This is a genomic window from Enterobacter cloacae complex sp. S2 (genome assembly GCF_015159675.1).
GTDB lineage: Bacteria > Pseudomonadota > Gammaproteobacteria > Enterobacterales > Enterobacteriaceae > Enterobacter > Enterobacter intestinihominis.
In genome coordinates this window covers 57,925-75,090 of the sequence record NZ_JADDTS010000054.1, presented here as the reverse complement: position 1 = coordinate 75,090, position 17,166 = coordinate 57,925, and the positions used below count along the sequence as shown (strand labels likewise).

Annotated in this window: 16 protein-coding genes; 8 read left to right on the top strand and 8 right to left on the bottom strand. The window is 59.4% G+C overall.

The features are described 5' to 3' along the window. Positions 1 to 3: 3 nt before the first annotated feature. Positions 4 to 1,926 (top strand): DNA topoisomerase III, encoded by a 1,923-nt coding sequence (locus tag IPZ49_RS21065; RefSeq protein ID WP_063146079.1) that lies wholly within the window; start codon positions 4 to 6, stop codon positions 1,924 to 1,926. A gap of 114 nt (positions 1,927 to 2,040) precedes the next feature. Here the strand turns inward: IPZ49_RS21065 and gdhA are convergent, their stop codons facing one another. Then, a complete protein-coding gene (gene gdhA, locus IPZ49_RS21060) occupies positions 2,041 to 3,384 on the bottom strand; it encodes an NADP-specific glutamate dehydrogenase (protein WP_023305947.1) in 1,344 nt (447 codons plus the stop codon). A 225-nt stretch (positions 3,385 to 3,609) separates the two neighbouring features. Between gdhA and IPZ49_RS21055 the strand changes: the two genes are divergently transcribed. Further along, positions 3,610 to 3,882: a YnjH family protein gene (locus IPZ49_RS21055; RefSeq protein ID WP_022647799.1), complete on the top strand. Its 273-nt coding sequence runs from the start codon at positions 3,610 to 3,612 to the stop codon at positions 3,880 to 3,882. On the opposite strand, the gene IPZ49_RS21050 is transcribed toward IPZ49_RS21055, so the two are convergent. Beyond that, on the bottom strand, positions 3,842 to 4,258 hold the full coding sequence (locus IPZ49_RS21050) for a pyrimidine (deoxy)nucleoside triphosphate diphosphatase (RefSeq protein ID WP_022647800.1): 417 nt from the start codon (positions 4,256 to 4,258) through the stop codon (positions 3,842 to 3,844). The genes IPZ49_RS21055 and IPZ49_RS21050 overlap by 41 nt on opposite strands. 75 nt (positions 4,259 to 4,333) lie before the next feature. On the opposite strand from IPZ49_RS21050, the gene IPZ49_RS21045 reads away from it, so the two are divergent. Then, on the top strand, positions 4,334 to 4,906 hold the full coding sequence (locus tag IPZ49_RS21045) for a carboxymuconolactone decarboxylase family protein (RefSeq protein WP_038415879.1): 573 nt from the start codon (positions 4,334 to 4,336) through the stop codon (positions 4,904 to 4,906). Continuing rightward, positions 4,896 to 5,513 carry a CDP-alcohol phosphatidyltransferase family protein gene (locus IPZ49_RS21040; RefSeq protein WP_063146077.1) on the top strand — a complete coding sequence of 206 codons (618 nt, stop codon included), beginning with the start codon at positions 4,896 to 4,898 and terminating at the stop codon, positions 5,511 to 5,513. Before IPZ49_RS21045 ends, IPZ49_RS21040 begins: the two co-directional genes overlap by 11 nt. On the opposite strand, the gene IPZ49_RS21035 is transcribed toward IPZ49_RS21040, so the two are convergent. The 6 genes from IPZ49_RS21035 to xthA all read right to left on the bottom strand — a co-directional run bounded on the left by IPZ49_RS21035 (position 5,510) and on the right by xthA (position 11,685). Further along, the gene (locus IPZ49_RS21035) at positions 5,510 to 6,817 is read right to left on the bottom strand and encodes a sulfurtransferase (protein ID WP_063146211.1); all 1,308 of its coding nucleotides are present in this window, start codon (positions 6,815 to 6,817) and stop codon (positions 5,510 to 5,512) included. The genes IPZ49_RS21040 and IPZ49_RS21035 overlap by 4 nt on opposite strands. 73 nt (positions 6,818 to 6,890) lie before the next feature. Further along, the gene (locus IPZ49_RS21030) at positions 6,891 to 7,511 is read right to left on the bottom strand and encodes an ATP-binding cassette domain-containing protein (RefSeq protein ID WP_063146076.1); all 621 of its coding nucleotides are present in this window, start codon (positions 7,509 to 7,511) and stop codon (positions 6,891 to 6,893) included. Further along, positions 7,511 to 9,040 carry an ABC transporter permease subunit gene (locus IPZ49_RS21025; protein ID WP_045621418.1) on the bottom strand — a complete coding sequence of 510 codons (1,530 nt, stop codon included), beginning with the start codon at positions 9,038 to 9,040 and terminating at the stop codon, positions 7,511 to 7,513. The genes IPZ49_RS21030 and IPZ49_RS21025 overlap by 1 nt, the downstream gene beginning before the upstream one ends. Beyond that, entirely contained in the window at positions 9,013 to 10,182 is a 1,170-nt protein-coding gene (locus IPZ49_RS21020) for an ABC transporter substrate-binding protein (protein WP_074143088.1), read from the bottom strand. Before IPZ49_RS21020 ends, IPZ49_RS21025 begins: the two co-directional genes overlap by 28 nt. 6 nt (positions 10,183 to 10,188) lie before the next feature. Continuing rightward, positions 10,189 to 10,872 (bottom strand): TVP38/TMEM64 family protein, encoded by a 684-nt coding sequence (locus IPZ49_RS21015; RefSeq protein WP_063146075.1) that lies wholly within the window; start codon positions 10,870 to 10,872, stop codon positions 10,189 to 10,191. Positions 10,873 to 10,878: 6 nt separating this feature from the next. Beyond that, positions 10,879 to 11,685: an exodeoxyribonuclease III gene (gene xthA, locus IPZ49_RS21010; protein ID WP_023299900.1), complete on the bottom strand. Its 807-nt coding sequence runs from the start codon at positions 11,683 to 11,685 to the stop codon at positions 10,879 to 10,881. Between the two features lie 433 nt (positions 11,686 to 12,118). On the opposite strand from xthA, the gene IPZ49_RS21005 reads away from it, so the two are divergent. The 4 genes from IPZ49_RS21005 to astB are packed head-to-tail and all read left to right on the top strand — an operon-like array spanning position 12,119 to position 17,166. Next, positions 12,119 to 13,339, top strand: coding sequence for an aspartate aminotransferase family protein (locus IPZ49_RS21005; protein ID WP_022647809.1), 1,221 nt, complete (start codon positions 12,119 to 12,121; stop codon positions 13,337 to 13,339). After that, positions 13,336 to 14,370 carry an arginine N-succinyltransferase gene (astA, locus tag IPZ49_RS21000; protein ID WP_022647810.1) on the top strand — a complete coding sequence of 345 codons (1,035 nt, stop codon included), beginning with the start codon at positions 13,336 to 13,338 and terminating at the stop codon, positions 14,368 to 14,370. The genes IPZ49_RS21005 and astA overlap by 4 nt, the downstream gene beginning before the upstream one ends. After that, entirely contained in the window at positions 14,367 to 15,854 is a 1,488-nt protein-coding gene (gene astD, locus IPZ49_RS20995; protein WP_063146074.1) for a succinylglutamate-semialdehyde dehydrogenase, read from the top strand. The genes astA and astD overlap by 4 nt, the downstream gene beginning before the upstream one ends. Beyond that, positions 15,841 to 17,166 (top strand): N-succinylarginine dihydrolase, encoded by a 1,326-nt coding sequence (astB, locus tag IPZ49_RS20990; RefSeq protein ID WP_063146073.1) that lies wholly within the window; start codon positions 15,841 to 15,843, stop codon positions 17,164 to 17,166. The genes astD and astB overlap by 14 nt, the downstream gene beginning before the upstream one ends.

The following is a 17,166-nucleotide window of genomic DNA, read 5'->3' as shown; positions in this document are numbered from 1 at the left end:
TCGATGCGGTTGTTTATTGCCGAAAAGCCGAGTCTGGCGCGAGCCATCGCCGACGTGCTGCCCAAGCCGCATCGCAAAGGTGATGGCTTTATCGAATGCGGTAACGGGCAGGTGGTCACCTGGTGTATCGGTCACCTGCTTGAACAGGCGCAGCCGGATGTCTACGACAACCGCTACGCCCGCTGGAACCTCAACGATCTGCCGATCGTGCCGGAAAAGTGGCGTCTGCAACCGCGTCCTTCCGTCACCAAACAGCTCAACGTCATTAAGCGTTTCCTGCATGAGGCGACGGAAGTGGTCCACGCGGGTGACCCGGACAGGGAAGGGCAACTGCTTGTCGACGAAGTGCTCGACTACCTGGAGTTGGCACCGGAAAAGCGCCAGCAGGTGCAGCGCTGTTTAATTAACGACCTCAACCCGCAGGCGGTGGAGCGCGCGATTTCGCGCCTGCGCGCCAACAGCGAATTTATTCCCCTGTGTGTCTCCGCGCTGGCGCGTGCGCGTGCCGACTGGCTGTACGGGATCAACATGACCCGCGCCTACACCATCCTGGGACGCAATGCGGGCTATCAGGGCGTACTCTCTGTTGGGCGTGTTCAAACCCCGGTGCTGGGGCTGGTGGTGCGTCGCGACGAAGAGATCGAAAATTTCGTCGCCAAAGACTTCTTCGAAGTCAAAGCGCATATCGTCACGCCGAAAGACGAACGCTTTACCGCCGTCTGGCAGCCGAGCGATGCCTGTGAGTCATATCAGGACGAAGAGGGACGGCTGCTGCATCGTCCGCTGGCGGAGCACGTGGTTAACCGCATTACCGGCCAGCCCGCGATCGTTACCAGCTATAACGACAAACGGGAATCAGAGCCCGCACCGCTGCCGTTCTCCCTTTCGGCGTTGCAGATCGAGGCCGCGAAAAAGTTTGGCCTGAGCGCGCAGAACGTGCTCGATATCTGCCAGAAGCTCTATGAAACCCACAAGCTGATCACCTATCCGCGTTCGGACAGCCGCTATCTGCCGGAGGAACACTTCGCCGGACGCCACTCGGTGATGAATGCCATTGGTGTCCATGCGCCGGATCTGTTGCCGCAGCCGGCGGTAAACCCGGATACCCATAACCGCTGCTGGGACGATAAAAAAGTCGATGCCCACCACGCGATAATCCCGACGGCGCGCACCAGCAACGTCAACCTGAACGACAACGAAGCAAAGGTCTATAACCTGATCGCGCGTCAGTATCTGATGCAGTTCTGCCCGGACGCGGTTTTCCGCAAGTGCGTTATTGAGCTGGAAATTGCCAAAGGCAAATTTATCGCCAAAGCGCGTTTCCTCGCGGAAGCGGGCTGGCGCACGCTGCTCGGCAACAAAGAGCGTGACGAAGAGAACGACGGCACGCCGCTGCCGGTCGTAGCCAAAGGCGATGAACTGCTGTGCGAAAAAGGCGAAGTGGTTGAACGTCAGACCCAGCCGCCGCGCCACTTCACCGATGCGACGCTGCTTTCGGCCATGACCGGGATCGCCCGTTTTGTGCAGAATAAAGATCTGAAGAAGATCCTCCGCGCCACCGACGGTCTGGGTACGGAAGCAACCCGCGCGGGGATTATCGAGTTGCTGTTTAAGCGTGGTTTTCTCGAGAAAAAAGGGCGCTATATCCATTCGACAGAGCCGGGCCGGGCACTGATTCACTCCTTGCCAGAGCTGGCCGCCAGACCGGACATGACCGCGCACTGGGAGTCGGTGCTGACGCAGATCAGCGAAAAGCAGTGCCGTTACCAGGACTTTATGCAGCCGCTGGTGGGGACGCTTTATCAGCTGATTGATCAGGCGCGCAGCACGCCAGTGAAGCGATTCCGGGGGATGGTTGCCCCGGGTGGCGGGGCGAAGAAACCGTTCAAAAAGAAAAAAAGCGCAGCCAAAAATACCACCGCTTAAACCGTAGGCCGGGTAAGGCGAAGCCGCCACCCGGCAAAAAGCAGCTCTGCGGCCTGAAAAAAGCCCGGTGGCGCTAACGCTTACCGGGCCTGCAAGGGCGAGAATGCAGCGAAACTAAATCACACCCTGCCCGATCATCGCATCGGCCACCTTCACGAACCCGGCGATGTTGGCGCCGCGCACGTAGTTGGTCTGTGAAGCCTCACCGCCGTACTCCACGCAGGCATGGTGAATATCAAGCATAATGTGGTGCAGACGGGCATCCACTTTCTCCGCCTTCCAGCCCATTCTCGCGGCGTTTTGTGCCATTTCCAGACCGGATGTTGCCACCCCGCCCGCGTTCGCCGCCTTGCCTGGCGCAAAGAGTACGCCCGCGTCCAGGAACAGATCGGTCGCTTCAATGGTGGTGGGCATATTTGCCCCTTCCGCTACCGCCTTCACGCCATTGCTAATCAGCGTCCGGGCGGCATCCACATCCAGCTCGTTTTGCGTCGCGCACGGCAGGGCGATATCCACCGGCACACCCCACGGCTGTTTACCTTCCAGATAGGTCAGGCTAAACTCTCGGGCATAATCCGCCACGCGGCCGTCACGGCTGGCTTTGATTTCGCACAGACGCGCCAGTTTTTCTGCTGTGAAGCCAGCTTCATCCACCACGGTGCCGCTGGAGTCGGAGGCGGTCACTACGCGCGCGCCAAACGCCATCGCTTTCTCGATAGCGTACTGCGCCACGTTGCCGGAGCCGGAGACCGCCACGCGCATCCCCTCGAAGCTCAGCCCGTGACGCTTAAGCATCGCTTCAGTGAAATAGACCAGACCGTAACCCGTCGCTTCCGGACGAATCAGGCTGCCGCCAAACGACAGACCTTTGCCGGTAAAGACGCAGGCGCTGTTGTTGGAGAGCTTTTTCATCATCCCGGCCATAAAGCCCACTTCACGACCACCCACGCCGATATCCCCGGCAGGAACGTCGGTGTCCGGCCCAAGGTGGCGATAGAGCTCAGTGACCAGCGCCTGGCAGAAGCGCATCACTTCGCCTTCGCTCTTGCCTTTCGGATCGAAATCACTCCCGCCTTTACCGCCGCCCATCGGCAGGGTAGTGAGCGCATTTTTAAAGGTCTGCTCGAAGCCGAGGAATTTCAGAATCGACAGGTTCACCGAGGGATGGAAGCGCATCCCGCCCTTAAACGGCCCAATGGCGGAGTTAAACTGCACGCGCCACGCGCGGTTGACCTGTACCTGATTGCGATCGTCCACCCACGCCACGCGGAACTGGATGACGCGCTCCGGCTCCACCAGACGTTCAAGCAGCGCCATCTGGCGGTAGCGCGGATTTTCCTCAAGGAAGGGCCACAGGGTGGTCATGACTTCACGAACGGCCTGGGCAAACTCGCTTTGGTGCGGGTCGCGCTGCTGAACATGGGCAAGAAAGCTTTCCAGAGAGCGTGTCTGATCCATAGATATAAGAACCTCTTATAATAATTTGTGCGTGTGGCGGAGATGTTTTGTGTCGTTTTTTTGACTATACCACCCGCACCGCTTTGAGAGGCAAGCAGAAATTTAGGCCGAAAGGGAAATTAATGACAAGCCGCGCGTCATAACCAAAAGCGATGACGAGATAAATTAAAGATCCCGCCAGGATCTACCGTTATAGATATAAACGATGCAAAGGAAATTAAGTCTATGAACCGTTTCGCAATGGCCGCGTTATGTTTGATGGTGTCCGCCGGGGCACAGGCTGATCGTATTCGCCCGGATGTCGAAGTTAACGTACCGCCAGAGGTTTTTAGCGCTGGCGGCCAGCGTGCGCAGCCGTGTAATCAGTGCTGTATCTATCAGGATCAAAACTATTCCGAAGGCGCAGTGGTCAGGGCGGATGGCGTGCTGTTGCAGTGCCAGCGTGATGAGCGCACCCTCAGTACAAACCCGCTGGTCTGGCGTCGCGTAAAAGAATAAACGCTTCCAGGAGCGGTATATCCGCCGGGGCTAAATCATACGTGAACGCGTCTTCTGGCGTGCACCACACCAGCGCCGAGTGGTAGTGCGCCTTCAGCTCGCCGCTAAATTCCGGCACGTGCCAGGCGTGGAGGTGGATCAGCCGCTGCGACACTTCCCGCTGGTGGCTTGCCACATACCGCGCGGGCACGGCTTCAATGCCGAGCTCTTCGCGTAGTTCGCGGATCAGCGCTTCCTGCTGGGTCTCACCGGCTTCAACCTTTCCGCCCGCAAATTCCCACATTCCTGGCTGATCGGCATGTTCGGGACGCTGCGCCAGCAAGATCTTGCCCTCTTTTTCGAGGATGGCCGCAACAACATCGAGTGTTTTCAGCATGTTCGTCAATAATTAATAGCGAAAAACGACATATTATCGTGCCCTGCCAAAGAGTCCAGTCATCAGGAGAATCAGGTGAAAGAGACAGCCGCCTGGGTTGCGCCCATGGAAACCCTTCCCGTCAGCCTCAAGCCCATTGCTGCCATGCAGAAAAAACACTTCGGCGCGGTGCTGAACCCCACGCGCTGGTGGGGGCGTATGCCGCGTCTTTTCTGGCTGGTAGCGCTATTTGTTGGCTATCTGGAGCGGCGCAAGGCGCGTTTGACGCCGGTTCTGCGTTCGTTACTAATGACGCGGGTCTCGCAGATCTGCCACTGCGCATTTTGTATTGATGCCAACAGCCTGCGTCTGGCCGAGCGGAGCGGGGCGCTGGATAAAGTGCAGGCCGTCAACGACTGGCAAAATTCCACCCTGTTCAGCGAAGAGGAGCGCGCGGCGCTGGCCTATGCGGAAGCGGTCACCGCCACGCCGCCTCAGGTGGATGAAAATATCAAAAACCAGCTGAAGCGCCACTTTAGCGAAGAGACTATCACCGAAATGACGGCTCTGATTGCCTTTCAGAACCTTTCCGCCCGCTTTAACGCCGCGCTGGATATCCCGGCTCAGGGCCTGTGTGCCACGTTTAAAGGTGAACCGCATGCTGGATAAACATCTGCATCCACGGCTGAAGCCCGGGTTAAATCAGCTGGCCGCCGCGCTGGATAAACCGTTTATTACGCCTGATGGGTTAACGCTCGCCGGGTTTGCGATTGGCGTACTGGCGTTACCGTTTCTGGCGTTGGGCTGGTATCTGGCGGCGCTGGTCGCCATTGTGCTGAACCGGCTGCTGGATGGTCTGGACGGTGCGCTGGCGCGTCGCCGTGGCCTGACGGACGCGGGAGGATTTCTTGATATCGCCCTCGACTTCCTGTTTTACGCGCTGGTACCGTTTGGCTTCGCGCTGGCCGCTCCGGCTGACAATGCGATCGCCGCCGCCTGGCTGCTGTTCGCGTTTATGGGGACGGGCAGCAGTTTCCTGGCCTTTGCCGCGCTGGCGGGGAAGCATAATATCGACAACGCCGGCTACGCGCACAAGTCGCTTTATTACATTGGAGGATTAACGGAAGGAACGGAGACCATCGCGCTGTTTGTGCTGTGCTGCCTGTTTCCGGCACACTTCACGCTGTTCGCCTGGGCGTTTGGCGCGTTGTGCTGGCTGACCACCACAACGCGCATCTGGAGCGGTTACGTGACGCTAAAGTCACTCCCCCGCTAGCGTGCGCTCTCCGGTCCACGCTCCCCGGTGGAGACCGGGTTCTGCGGATGGCTGCTCCATTCGTACCAGCCGCCGTCGTAGACGGCAACGTTTTGCCAGCCCATGGCGCGGGCGTACATAAAGGCTTCAGACGCGCGCCAGCCGGTACCACAGTAGAACGCAACGTGCTGCTCCGGCAGGATATTCCACGTCTTCCACATGGCGGCAATATCATCGGCGCTGCGCATGGTGCCATCCGGATTGTGGAAATCTTCCATGTGGGTCGCGTCGCTACCCGCATGGCCCCAGCGCGCACCGGCAATGTCACCTTTTGGCTTGATATAGCTGTAGCCGCTGGTTTCACCGATAAACTCTGGCCAGGAACGAATGCTCACCAGGGATGCATCCTGACGGTGCAGCATTCCCCGGGCCTGTTCCATATCCACCATCAGCCGGGGCTGGCCCGGGATCGGCGCGCCAAAATCAGGGGCTGGCTTCACGTTCTCAGGCGTTCCGCGCTCAACGGGCAGGCTGGCGTCTGACCATGCCTTCCAGCCGCCGTCCAGAATACGCACATCCTTCACGCCCGCGTAGAGCATGATCTGCGCCACGCGCGCGGCGGCATATACGTCGCGACCGTACAGAATGACGGTGGTATCGTGACGGATCCCGTGCTTCGCCAGCATCGCTTTCAACTTTTCGTCAGCGACCTTATTCCACAGCGGTTCGCTTTCCACTTCATTGGTGTCGATGTAGCCCGCGCCGGGAATGTGGCTCAGGAGATAAAGCTTCGGCGCACCCCAGCCAGCCTCGATCACCTTCCACTCTCCGGCTGGTGCGGCGGTAACGGGTTTGCCCTGCTGCAACAGGTGGATCCACTGCGGATAAACCAGCTGTTCAAAATGTGCCAGACGTTGCAAACGGTCGGATTGTTGCAGGGCATCGCTCAGGATGGAAACGTGGGTAAAACCCGCTTTTTCCAGCCGCGTTTTGACGGTCTTGTTGTCATCATCGTTGCCATAGAGCGCAACCGGCATGTCGGGCGTAATCCGATGCTGTTTTGCCCAGCCGCTGAGCTGTTCATCGCTCATTGCCCCAAGCCAGCCTGCAGAGAGATTAAGCGCGGCGGGTTCATGCCCGGACGTTCCGCGCAGCGTCTGCGGCCAGCCGTTAAAGAACGCACTGACGCGCGTATCAATTACCGCGCCGTTTTGCGCCTGGAGCTGGTCCAGCGTGAGGGAGTGGGGCATATCAGCCGCCATGGAGGAGAGTGAGGCGAGGCCGCAGATCAGAGCCAGCGCGGTCAGTTGAGAAACACGTTTCATCGAAAAACCTGACGTCATTAAAAGAGGGTGGCATTGTCGTCTCTCCTGAAGCCAAAAACATTGCGTTAGCACATTATTGCCAGCGAGAAATCTCAAACACCTCTCCGCCGGGCGGGATATCTTCCTCATCATGCGTGACCAGCACCACCGGGATCTTGCGCTGGCGAGTGGTTTCGAATACCCACGCCCGGAATGAAGCGCGGAGCGTTTTATCCAGTCGGCTGAACGGTTCGTCGAGCAGCAATGCCTGCGGCTGGGCGAGAAGGGCGCGCAGCAGGCTGACCCGGGCGCGCTCGCCGCCGGAAAGGGTCGCCGGATCGCTGGCGTAGAGGTTTTCCAGCCCGGCAGATTCAAGAGCCTGCTCTACCGCGTCGCGCCGCGCGCGTCCGGCAATGTGCGCCGGCAACGCCAGCATCAGGTTTTGCCCCACGCTGAAGGCGTCAAACAGCAGGGCATCCTGAAACAGAATGCCGATCCCGCGCGTTTCCACGGGGAGCATATCGCAGCGACGATCGTTCAGCCACAGCTCGCCGTGCGCCTTAAAATCAGCGGATAACGCGCCCACCATCCAGGCGAAAAGGGTCGATTTCCCGCTCCCGGAGGGTCCCATCAGCGTGAGAATCTCCCCTGCCGGGACGCGGAAGTTGACCTCACGTAAGAGTGGCGCAATGGTGAGATTTTTCACGTTCAGCATTAACGTAATCCTTGTCTGTGACGGCCCACGAACCGGGCGAGCAGCGCGGCAAGGGCAAATACGCTGCTGGTCAACAGCAACAGACCCAGCGCCCGGCTGGCGAGGATCGGAACGCTGCCGCCGCTGCTGAGGGCGACCGCCTCCGTCGTCAGAGTAGTAAAACGACCCGCTCCCAGCCAGAGGGTGGGCATGTACTGGGCCATGCTCACGGAAAAGCCGGTCGCAAAGGCCAGCAGGGCCGGACGAACCATCAGGGGACATTTCACTAACCAGAAAATTTTCGCCTGTCGCCAGCCCAGCGTTCTGGCGGTGAGGATAAGCCGGGGATCGAGCCTGCGCCAGGCCGGTTGCAGCACCAGGAGCATCCACGGGAGAACCCAGAGCATATGGCTCCAGAGCACCGCAGCGTACTGGCCGTCGATGCCCAGCCACAGCGCCACGGCATACTGCCCGGACACGAGGGGCAGCGCCGGGAGGGCAAGCGGCAGCCAGATCCACACCGCGCCGCGCTGGGGTCCCCACTCAAGCCAGATCATGAGGATGGCCAGCGCTGTCAGGCTGGACAGCAGTCCCAGTGAAAGGCTGTCGCTGACGGGGCCGATGTCGCCCCGGCGTGCCAGCATCAGCAGAACCAGCGCACAGAGCACGCCGCACAGCGGCAGTAACCCGCCCAGCGTCCGTGCGGGCAACGCGGTATGCGAAGCGCGACGTACCCCCGAGACGTCAGGCTGGGCGCGCCGCCAAGCCGTCCAGAGGCTGTATCCCACCGCGGCAAGTGCGGCCAGCAGCAGGAGCAACACCAGACACAGCAACGTTCCTTTTGTCTGCTGCTGCGCATCGCCCTGGGTGAGCCACTGCCAGGCCAGCACCGCCAGCGTAGGTGGGTTGCCCGGCCCGAGCACGATCGCCACATCCACCACGGAAAGCGACCAGGCGAGCACCGCCAGCATCACGGCGCCCAGCGCGGGGGCGATAGCCGGGAGGACGAGCCAGTTGAGCGCCTGCATTCGTCCGTAGCCGAAGGTATGCAGGACAATTTTCTGCTGTGCGAGGCGCTTTTCAGGCAGCGCGGCGTAGATTGCCCACAGAACGAACGCGCTCTCTTTGACCGCAAGCGTCAGGCCAAGCCCGATACCGTAGCGGTCAAGCTGCGGCGAACAGACTGTACAGATCCGGTAAAACTGACCGCCTTCCGCAAACAGCAGCAGCGCGCTGGTGGCGAAGGCGACGTGCGGCACGGCTAACAGCCACGGCAGACGGGTGCTCAGGCGCTGCCAGCCATCACCCGGCCAGAGAAGCGCAAGCAGGCTCAGGGCGATAAACAGTGAACCCAGCGTCGCGATGAGGGTTGATACCAGCGTAGCGGCCAGCGCCTGCGGCAGCTGCGGGTCGGCAAACAGCGCCGCCCAGTTACTGAGAGAAAACGCCGGGGCCAGCAGCATGCCGCTGGCGGGAAGCAGTGGCAGATAGATGACCGCCATTGCCGCCCAGACCAGCCCGCTTAGTGGGTTCCGTAGCGGCGAAGCCATTCCTGCTCCAGGGCGTTAACCCAGGCGGCGTGCGGTTCGGGAAGCACATCAGGCGTGCCTGAAGGGGTAAAGGCATGAAGCTGTTTTGCCGCTTTCGCAGGTAGTTTGGCACCATCCAGCACGCTCGGGTCACCCCAGACGGCAGGATCGGCTTTGCGGATCTGCGCCTGCGGTGACAGCAGGAAATTTGCCACCACTTTCGCCCCTGCGCTCGCACTGGCATTTGCCGGGATAGCGACAAAATGGACGTTGCCGATCATGCCTTTGAGAAAGCCGAAACTGTAGCTGTCGGCAGGCAGTTCACCGCTCGCCACCTTTTGCATCGCATGAGCGGGGTTAAAGGTGAGCGACAGGTTCAGGCTGCCGCTGGCCAGCAGCGTATCCATGCGCGCAGGCGACGGAGGAAAATCGTTCCCTTCGCGCCACAGCAGGGGATGCAGCGTATCAAGATAGTCCCACAGCGGCGCGGTGATCTCTGCAAAGGTGCCGTCCGGCGCGTTTTTTAACGCCTCCGGATGGGCGGTCAATGCCAGCAGAAGCTGTTCAAGAAACGCCGTGCCGGTAAAATCCGGCGGTCGCGGATAGCTCACCTTGCCAGGGTGCTGCTGAGCGTAAGCCAGCAGCGCGTGGGGATCTGCCGGAGGCATCGGCATACTCGCTTTACGGGCGATGAAGGTTAATTGCGCGCCGCCCCATGGGGATTCCGCCCCATCGGTCGGGATGGCAAAATCTTCCGTGACCGGTTTACGGGTATCGACGTAATGCCAGTTGGGCAGGGTTTGCGCCCAGCCGGTGAGCAGCAGGTTTGCCTCCTTCAGCGTGCGGAAGTTTTCCCCGTTTACCCAGAGTAGATCCACCGACCCGTTACTGCTACGTCCTGCGGCCTGTTCCGTCTGGATCCGCTTCACCGCATCGGCGGCATCGGCCAGATGAACGATCTTCAGGTTAATGGCGTAGTGCGTTTTCATCTCGCCGCTCACCCAGTCGAGGTAGCGGTTAACGGCCTCGTCACCGCCCCAGGCGTTAAACCAGACGGTCTGCCCGGTGGCCTGTTGCTGAATGGATTGCCAGCTTTCTGCGGCGAAGGCAGAGGTTGCCAGCAGCAGACTCGTCAGAAACGCGCAAAAACGCACCCGGCGCATAATGCCTCACTTTTTAATCGAAGGGATGTAACGGGAAAACAGCCAGCGAGTGACCAGCGGTAATAACCCTAATAGTGTAAAGGCGAACAGCAGTCCCGGCGACAGAATATCGCGCAGCGTGGTGAGTTTTCCCAGCTCGCGTCCGGCGTTCAGATAAATGACGGTGGCAGGTAGCATCGCAAGCTGGCTGACCCACCAGTAGTGACGCACCTGGATACGGGTTAGCCCCATCAGCAAATTGACCAGAAAGAACGGAAACAACGGCATCAGGCGCAGGGCAAAAAGGTAGCGCGCGCCATCGCGAACCATCCCCACATCGATCGTGTTCATCTGTGCGGCAAAGCGCCGTTGCACCCAGTCACGCAGCAGATAACGGCTGACGAGCATGGCAAGCGTGGCGCCGAGCGTCGAGGCCAATGACACCAACAGCGTCGCCTCCCACAGGTTGAAAATCGCCCCGCCGAGCAGCGTCAGAAGCGCAGCCCCGGGTATCGACAGCGCAGAGACCAGAACGTAAACCGCAAAATAGATCAGCGCGCTCTGAAGGGGCGCCTGCTCCACACGATCGAGCAACGTTTGCTGGTGTATTTTTAGCGTGTCGAGGGAGAGCATGCCCGGAGGAAGCAAAACAACGATTAAAACAAATGCGCCCAGAAGGGCGCACAGGAGACTGATTTTTTTTATATTCACTGAGGATTACAGCTTGAACGTTGCCCATACCGGCGCATGGTCGGACGGTTTTTCCATGCTGCGAATATCATAGTCGATACCGGTTTCGATGCAGCGTTCGGCCAGGGGGGCGCTCGCCAGCAGCAGATCAATACGCAGGCCCCGGTTGTCATCGAAGCCTTTAGAGCGGTAGTCAAACCACGAGAAGCGATCCTGCGTCTCCGGGTTAGCGGTGCGGAAGGTATCCACCAGCCCCCAGTCAAGCAAGCGCTGCATCCACTCGCGCTCTTCCGGCAGGAAGGAACATTTCCCGGTGCGCAGCCAGCGCTTGCGGCTGTCTTCGCCAATGCCAATGTCCAGATCAGTCGGGCTGATATTCACATCCCCCATGATCAGCACCGGATTATCTTTGTTGAGTTCGGTCGTAAGGTAGTTTTGCAGATCCTGATAAAATTTGGCTTTGGCCGGGAATTTGGTCGGGTGGTCGCGGCTTTCACCCTGCGGGAAGTAACCATTAATCACTGTGATGTTACCCAGCGGGGAAGGCAGCTCAGCCATGATGAGACGACGCTGTGCTTCTTCACCGTCACCCGGAAAGCCACGACGCACCGACACCGGCGTATCTTTGGTCAGCAGCGCAACGCCGTAGTGGCCTTTCTGACCGTGGTAAAAAACGTTATAGCCCAGCTTCGCTACCTCTTCGAGCGGGAACATATCGTCGTGAACTTTTGTCTCCTGCAAGCCGATCACATCTGGCTGATGTTGCTCAACAATCGCTTCGAGCTGGTGAGGGCGGGCACGCAGGCCGTTGATATTAAAAGAGACAAATTTCATAGTCGCTGCCAATGCAAGGTGAATAGTGCAAGGATGGTAGCAGAATTTACGTCGTCTGTTATCCGCTTCGCCCAATTACTGCGACAGATAATGCCGACGGTGCAATATTTGCACCATTTCGACGCGTTTTGCCCTCGAACAGGGCGTAAAGGACCGATAAATTTCGCGAGCGATCACAATTCCAGAATTATATTTGGCATGTGCATACTCTTTCTTGTTTTCGTGCGGCAAAGCGCCGCTTGCTGTAAAAATATTCACTATTTATGCATTAATAGTGAATAACTCCATATTGTAACTCATTGATATTCTGTTACCCAAATCCGTTTATGCATTTTTATCGCTGGCTGGCACGAACGCTGCAATCTACATTCACAGTGCAAACACTCAATTATTTAACATTTAAACAACCTTTTATTTACCGGATGAGGTCGCTATGTCTCTGTCAGTTACGCGTGAAAATTTTGATGAATGGATGATGCCGGTATACGCTCCGGCGGCTTTTATTCCGGTACGTGGGGAAGGCTCTCGCCTGTGGGATCAGCAGGGCAAAGAGTATATCGACTTTGCGGGTGGGATTGCGGTGAATGCGCTGGGGCATGCAAACCCGGCGCTGCGGCAGGCGCTGAATGATCAGGCGGCGAAATTCTGGCATACCGGCAACGGTTATACCAACGAACCGGCGTTGCGTCTGGCGAAGAAGCTGATCGACGCCACTTTCGCAGAAAAAGTCTTTTTCTGTAACTCCGGCGCGGAAGCGAACGAAGCGGCGCTGAAGCTGGCGCGCAAATATGCGCACGATAAATTCGGCCCGCACAAGAGCGGCATCGTAGCCTTTAAAAATGCCTTCCATGGCCGCACGCTGTTTACCGTCAGTGCGGGTGGTCAGCCCTCATATTCTCAGGATTTTGCGCCGCTGCCGCCGGATATCCGTCATGCGGCGTATAACGATTTACACTCTGCCAGCGAGCTGATTGACGACACCACCTGTGCGGTGATTGTCGAGCCCATGCAGGGGGAAGGCGGCGTCATGCCCGCCCAGAAAGCGTTCCTGCAAGGGCTGCGCGAGCTGTGCGATCGGCATAACGCGGTCCTGATTTTTGACGAAGTCCAGACCGGCGTGGGCCGCACGGGTGAGCTGTACGCCTACATGCACTATGGCGTGACCCCGGATGTGCTTTCAACAGCCAAAGCGCTCGGCGGCGGCTTCCCGGTGGGGGCGATGCTGACCACCGATACATTCGCCAGCGTGATGACCGTGGGCACCCATGGCACCACTTACGGCGGTAACCCGCTGGCAACCGCTGTCGCCGGACAGGTGCTGGATATCATCAACACTCCTGAGGTGCTTAGCGGCGTGAAGCAGCGTCACCAGTGGTTTGTTGAGCGTCTTACCGCCATCAATAACCAGACCGGCATGTTCAAAGAGATCCGCGGTCTGGGGCTGTTGATAGGCTGTGAGCTTGCCCCTGAGTTTGCTGGCAAAGCGAAGCTGATTTCACAGGAAGCGGCAAAGCAGGGCGTGATGGTGTTGATTGCCGGCGCTAACGTGGTGCGGTTTGCCCCTGCGCTGATCGTCAGTGAGGAAGAGGTCAGAACCGGGTTAGATCGTTTTGCGCTGGCCTGCGAACAGGTGAAGTCCGGGGTGTCATCATGATGGTCATCCGTCCCGTTGCGCACGGCGATCTCGCCGGGCTTATGCAGCTTGCCGGTAAGACAGGGGGCGGGCTGACCTCGCTGCCTGCCGATGAAAAAACGCTGTCGGCGCGCATTGAGCGCGCCCTGCAAACCTGGCAGGGGACGTTGCCAAAAAGCGAACAGGGCTATGTGTTCGTGCTGGAAGAGACCGACACGGGAACCGTGGCGGGGATTTGCGCCATTGAGGTGGCCGTCGGGCTCAACGATCCGTGGTACAACTACCGCGTCGGCACGATGGTCCACGCCTCGAAAGAGCTGAACGTCTACAACGCGCTGCCGACGCTCTTTCTCTGTAATGACCATACCGGCGCCAGCGAACTCTGCACCCTGTTTCTCGATCCGGACTGGCGCAAAGAGGGTAACGGTTATCTGCTCTCCAAATCGCGCTTCATGTTTATGGCCGCCTTTCGCGACCGCTTCAACGAAAAAGTGGTCGCGGAGATGCGCGGCGTAATTGATGAGACGGGCTACTCGCCGTTCTGGGAGAGCCTGGGCGAACGCTTCTTCTCCATGGAATTCAGCCGGGCGGATTACCTGTGCGGTACCGGTCAGAAGGCGTTTATCGCCGAGTTAATGCCGAAGCATCCTATTTATACCCATTTCTTAACGCCGGAAGCGCAGGCGGTGATCGGCGAAGTTCACCCGCAAACCGCTCCGGCCCGTGCAGTGCTGGAGAAAGAGGGATTTCGCTACCGTAATTACGTCGACATCTTTGACGGCGGTCCGACGCTGGAATGCGACATTGACCGCGTACGCGCCATCCGAAAAAGCCGCCTGGTTGAGGTTTCAGAAGGCCAGCCCGCGCCGGGCGAGTGGCCAGCCTGCCTGGTCTCGAACGAGAATTACGCCAACTTCCGCGCCATGCTGGTGCGAACCAACCCAACATGCGAGCGTCTGGTACTGACGGCTGCGCAACTGGATGCCCTGAAATGTAACGCTGGCGACACGGTTCGCCTGGTGCGGCTCTGCCCTGAGGAGAAAACAGCATGACTCTATGGATTAACGGTGACTGGGTAACGGGCGAAGGTGATGCGCGGACAAAAACTAACCCGGTCGGCCAGGAGGTGCTCTGGTCGGGGAGCGACGCCAGCGCCGGGCAGGTTAAGCAGGCCTACCAGGCTGCACGCCGCGCGTTTCCGGCATGGGCGAAACGGCCATTCTCCGAGCGCCAGGCGCTGGTTGAGAAATTTGCTGCGCTGCTGGAGGCCAATAAAGCAGAGCTGACCCGCATCATTGCCTGCGAAACCAGCAAGCCGCGCTGGGAGGCAACAACCGAAGTGACGGCGATGATCAATAAAATCGGTATATCGGTGAAGGCGTACCATGCCCGCACCGGTGAGCAGCATACCGGGATGCCGGACGGCGCCGCCACGCTGCGCCACCGTCCGCACGGGGTGTTGGCGGTGTTTGGCCCGTACAACTTCCCCGGGCATCTGCCGAACGGGCATATTGTGCCTGCGCTGCTGGCGGGAAATACCGTCATCTTCAAGCCGAGTGAGTTAACCCCCTTAACCGGAGAAGCGGTGGTAAAACTCTGGGAGCAGGCGGGGCTGCCGCCGGGCGTGCTGAATCTGGTGCAGGGCGGGCGTGAAACCGGTCAGGCGCTGAGTGCGCTGAGCGACATTGACGGTCTGCTGTTTACCGGCAGTGCCGGAACGGGTTATCAGCTGCATCGTCAGCTGGCGGGGCAGCCGGAAAAAATTCTGGCGCTGGAGATGGGTGGCAACAACCCGCTGATTGTGGAAGATCCGGATGATATCGATGCTGCGGTCCACCTGACCATTCAGTCGGCATTCATTACCGCCGGACAGCGCTGCACCTGCGCCCGCCGCCTGCTGGTTAAACGCGGCGCGCAGGGGGATGCGTTTCTTAAGCGTCTGGTGGAGGTGAGCGGGCGTCTGGTTCCCGCGAAATGGGATACCGAGCCGCAGCCGTTTATCGGCGGGCTGATCTCCGGGCAGGCGGCGCTGAACGTGCTGAAAGCGTGGCAGGAGCACGTGGCGCGCGGGGCGAAAACCCTGCTGGAGCCGAAGCTGGTTCTGCCGGGCACATCGCTGCTGACGCCGGGGATTATTGAGATGAGTGCGACGAGCAACGTGCCGGATGAAGAGGTCTTTGGCCCGCTGCTGTGCGTCTGGCGCTATGACGATTTTGCATCGGCGATCGAGATGGCCAACAACACCCGCTATGGCCTGTCGAGCGGCCTGATATCCCCGCATCGCGAGAAATTCGACCAGCTGCTGCTGGAAGCGCGCGCCGGGATCGTGAACTGGAACAAACCGCTGACCGGCGCGGCGAGCACCGCGCCGTTTGGTGGCGTAGGGGCATCGGGCAACCATCGCGCCAGCGCCTGGTATGCCGCCGATTACTGCGCGTGGCCGATGGCAAGCCTGGAAACCCCGGCGCTGACGCTGCCGGAGACGTTGAATCCGGGGCTGGATTTTACAGAGGGTGACGCCCATGAAAGCGCGTGAGGTTAACTTTGACGGACTGGTGGGGCTGACGCACCACTATGCCGGGCTGTCGTTCGGCAATGAAGCTTCGACGAAGCACCGTTTCCAGGTCTCGAACCCGAAGCTGGCGGCCAAGCAGGGGCTATTGAAAATGAAGGCGCTGTCCGATGCCGGTTTCCCGCAGGCGGTGATCCCGCCGCAGGAGCGGCCGAACGTGGCCGTGCTGCGCCAGCTGGGCTTCAGCGGTACGGATGAACAGGTGGTTGAAAAAGCCGGTACGCAGTCCCCACAGCTGCTTTCCGCGGCCAGTTCAGCCTCTTCAATGTGGGTAGCGAATGCCGCCACCGTCGCGCCGTCGGCGGATACGCTGGACGGCAAAGTGCATCTGACTGTCGCTAACCTGAACAACAAATTCCACCGCGCCAGCGAAGCGGAGACCACCGGGCGCGTGCTGCGCGCCATTTTTAATCATGATGCGCATTTTGAGGTGCATTCGGCGCTGCCGCAGGTCGCGATGTTTGGCGACGAAGGGGCGGCAAACCACAACCGTCTGGGTGGCGATTACGGCGATCCGGGTTTGCAGCTGTTTATCTATGGACGGGAAGAGGGCGGCCACGCCGCGCCGGTTCGTTATCCGGCGAGACAAACCTTAGCCGCAAGCCAGGCGGTTGCACGGCTGAACCAGGTTAATCCTACTCAGGTGATTATTGCCCAGCAAAATCCGCAGGTGATCGACCAGGGCGTTTTTCATAACGACGTGATTGCCGTTTCCAACCGTCAGGTGCTGTTCTGCCACGAGCAGGCGTTTGCCCATCAGGAAAAGTTGCTGGCCACGCTGCGCGAACGCGTGCCGGGATTTATGCCGATTCAGGTGCCCACGCAGGCGGTAAGCGTGCAGGATGCGGTCGAAACGTATCTGTTCAACAGCCAGCTGCTGAGCCGGGATGACGGCAGCATGATGCTGGTGCTGCCGCAGGAGTCCCGCAACCATCAGGGCGTCTGGCGCTATCTCAGCGAACTGGTGCAGGCGGATAACCCGATTGATGAACTGCGCGTGTTTGATCTGCGGGAAAGTATGGCCAACGGCGGGGGACCGGCGTGCCTGCGACTGCGCGTGGTGTTAACGCCGGAGGAAATGCAGGCCGTGAATCCGTCGGTGATGATGAACGACACGCTGTTCAATACCCTCAATGACTGGGTGGACCGCTACTATCGTGACCGTCTGGTTCAGGCCGATCTGGTTGATCCGCAGCTGCTGCGCGAAGGCCGCGAGGCGCTGGATGCATTATCGACCATCCTGCAACTGGGATCGGTTTATCCGTTCCAGCGCTAA

What these genes read in the sequence shown, in the direction of transcription:
- IPZ49_RS21065 (WP_063146079.1), top strand. Translation starts at nt 4, where the DNA reads ATGCGGTTGTTTATTGCCGAAAAGCCGAGTCTGGCGCGAGCCATCGCC.
- gdhA (WP_023305947.1), bottom strand. Translation starts at nt 3,384, where the DNA reads ATGGATCAGACACGCTCTCTGGAAAGCTTTCTTGCCCATGTTCAGCAG.
- IPZ49_RS21055 (WP_022647799.1), top strand. Translation starts at nt 3,610, where the DNA reads ATGAACCGTTTCGCAATGGCCGCGTTATGTTTGATGGTGTCCGCCGGG.
- IPZ49_RS21050 (WP_022647800.1), bottom strand. Translation starts at nt 4,258, where the DNA reads ATGCTGAAAACACTCGATGTTGTTGCGGCCATCCTCGAAAAAGAGGGC.
- IPZ49_RS21040 (WP_063146077.1), top strand. Translation starts at nt 4,896, where the DNA reads ATGCTGGATAAACATCTGCATCCACGGCTGAAGCCCGGGTTAAATCAG.
- IPZ49_RS21035 (WP_063146211.1), bottom strand. Translation starts at nt 6,817, where the DNA reads ATGAAACGTGTTTCTCAACTGACCGCGCTGGCTCTGATCTGCGGCCTC.
- IPZ49_RS21030 (WP_063146076.1), bottom strand. Translation starts at nt 7,511, where the DNA reads ATGCTGAACGTGAAAAATCTCACCATTGCGCCACTCTTACGTGAGGTC.
- IPZ49_RS21025 (WP_045621418.1), bottom strand. Translation starts at nt 9,040, where the DNA reads ATGGCTTCGCCGCTACGGAACCCACTAAGCGGGCTGGTCTGGGCGGCA.
- IPZ49_RS21020 (WP_074143088.1), bottom strand. Translation starts at nt 10,182, where the DNA reads ATGCGCCGGGTGCGTTTTTGCGCGTTTCTGACGAGTCTGCTGCTGGCA.
- xthA (WP_023299900.1), bottom strand. Translation starts at nt 11,685, where the DNA reads ATGAAATTTGTCTCTTTTAATATCAACGGCCTGCGTGCCCGCCCTCAC.
- IPZ49_RS21005 (WP_022647809.1), top strand. Translation starts at nt 12,119, where the DNA reads ATGTCTCTGTCAGTTACGCGTGAAAATTTTGATGAATGGATGATGCCG.
- astA (WP_022647810.1), top strand. Translation starts at nt 13,336, where the DNA reads ATGATGGTCATCCGTCCCGTTGCGCACGGCGATCTCGCCGGGCTTATG.
- astD (WP_063146074.1), top strand. Translation starts at nt 14,367, where the DNA reads ATGACTCTATGGATTAACGGTGACTGGGTAACGGGCGAAGGTGATGCG.
- astB (WP_063146073.1), top strand. Translation starts at nt 15,841, where the DNA reads ATGAAAGCGCGTGAGGTTAACTTTGACGGACTGGTGGGGCTGACGCAC.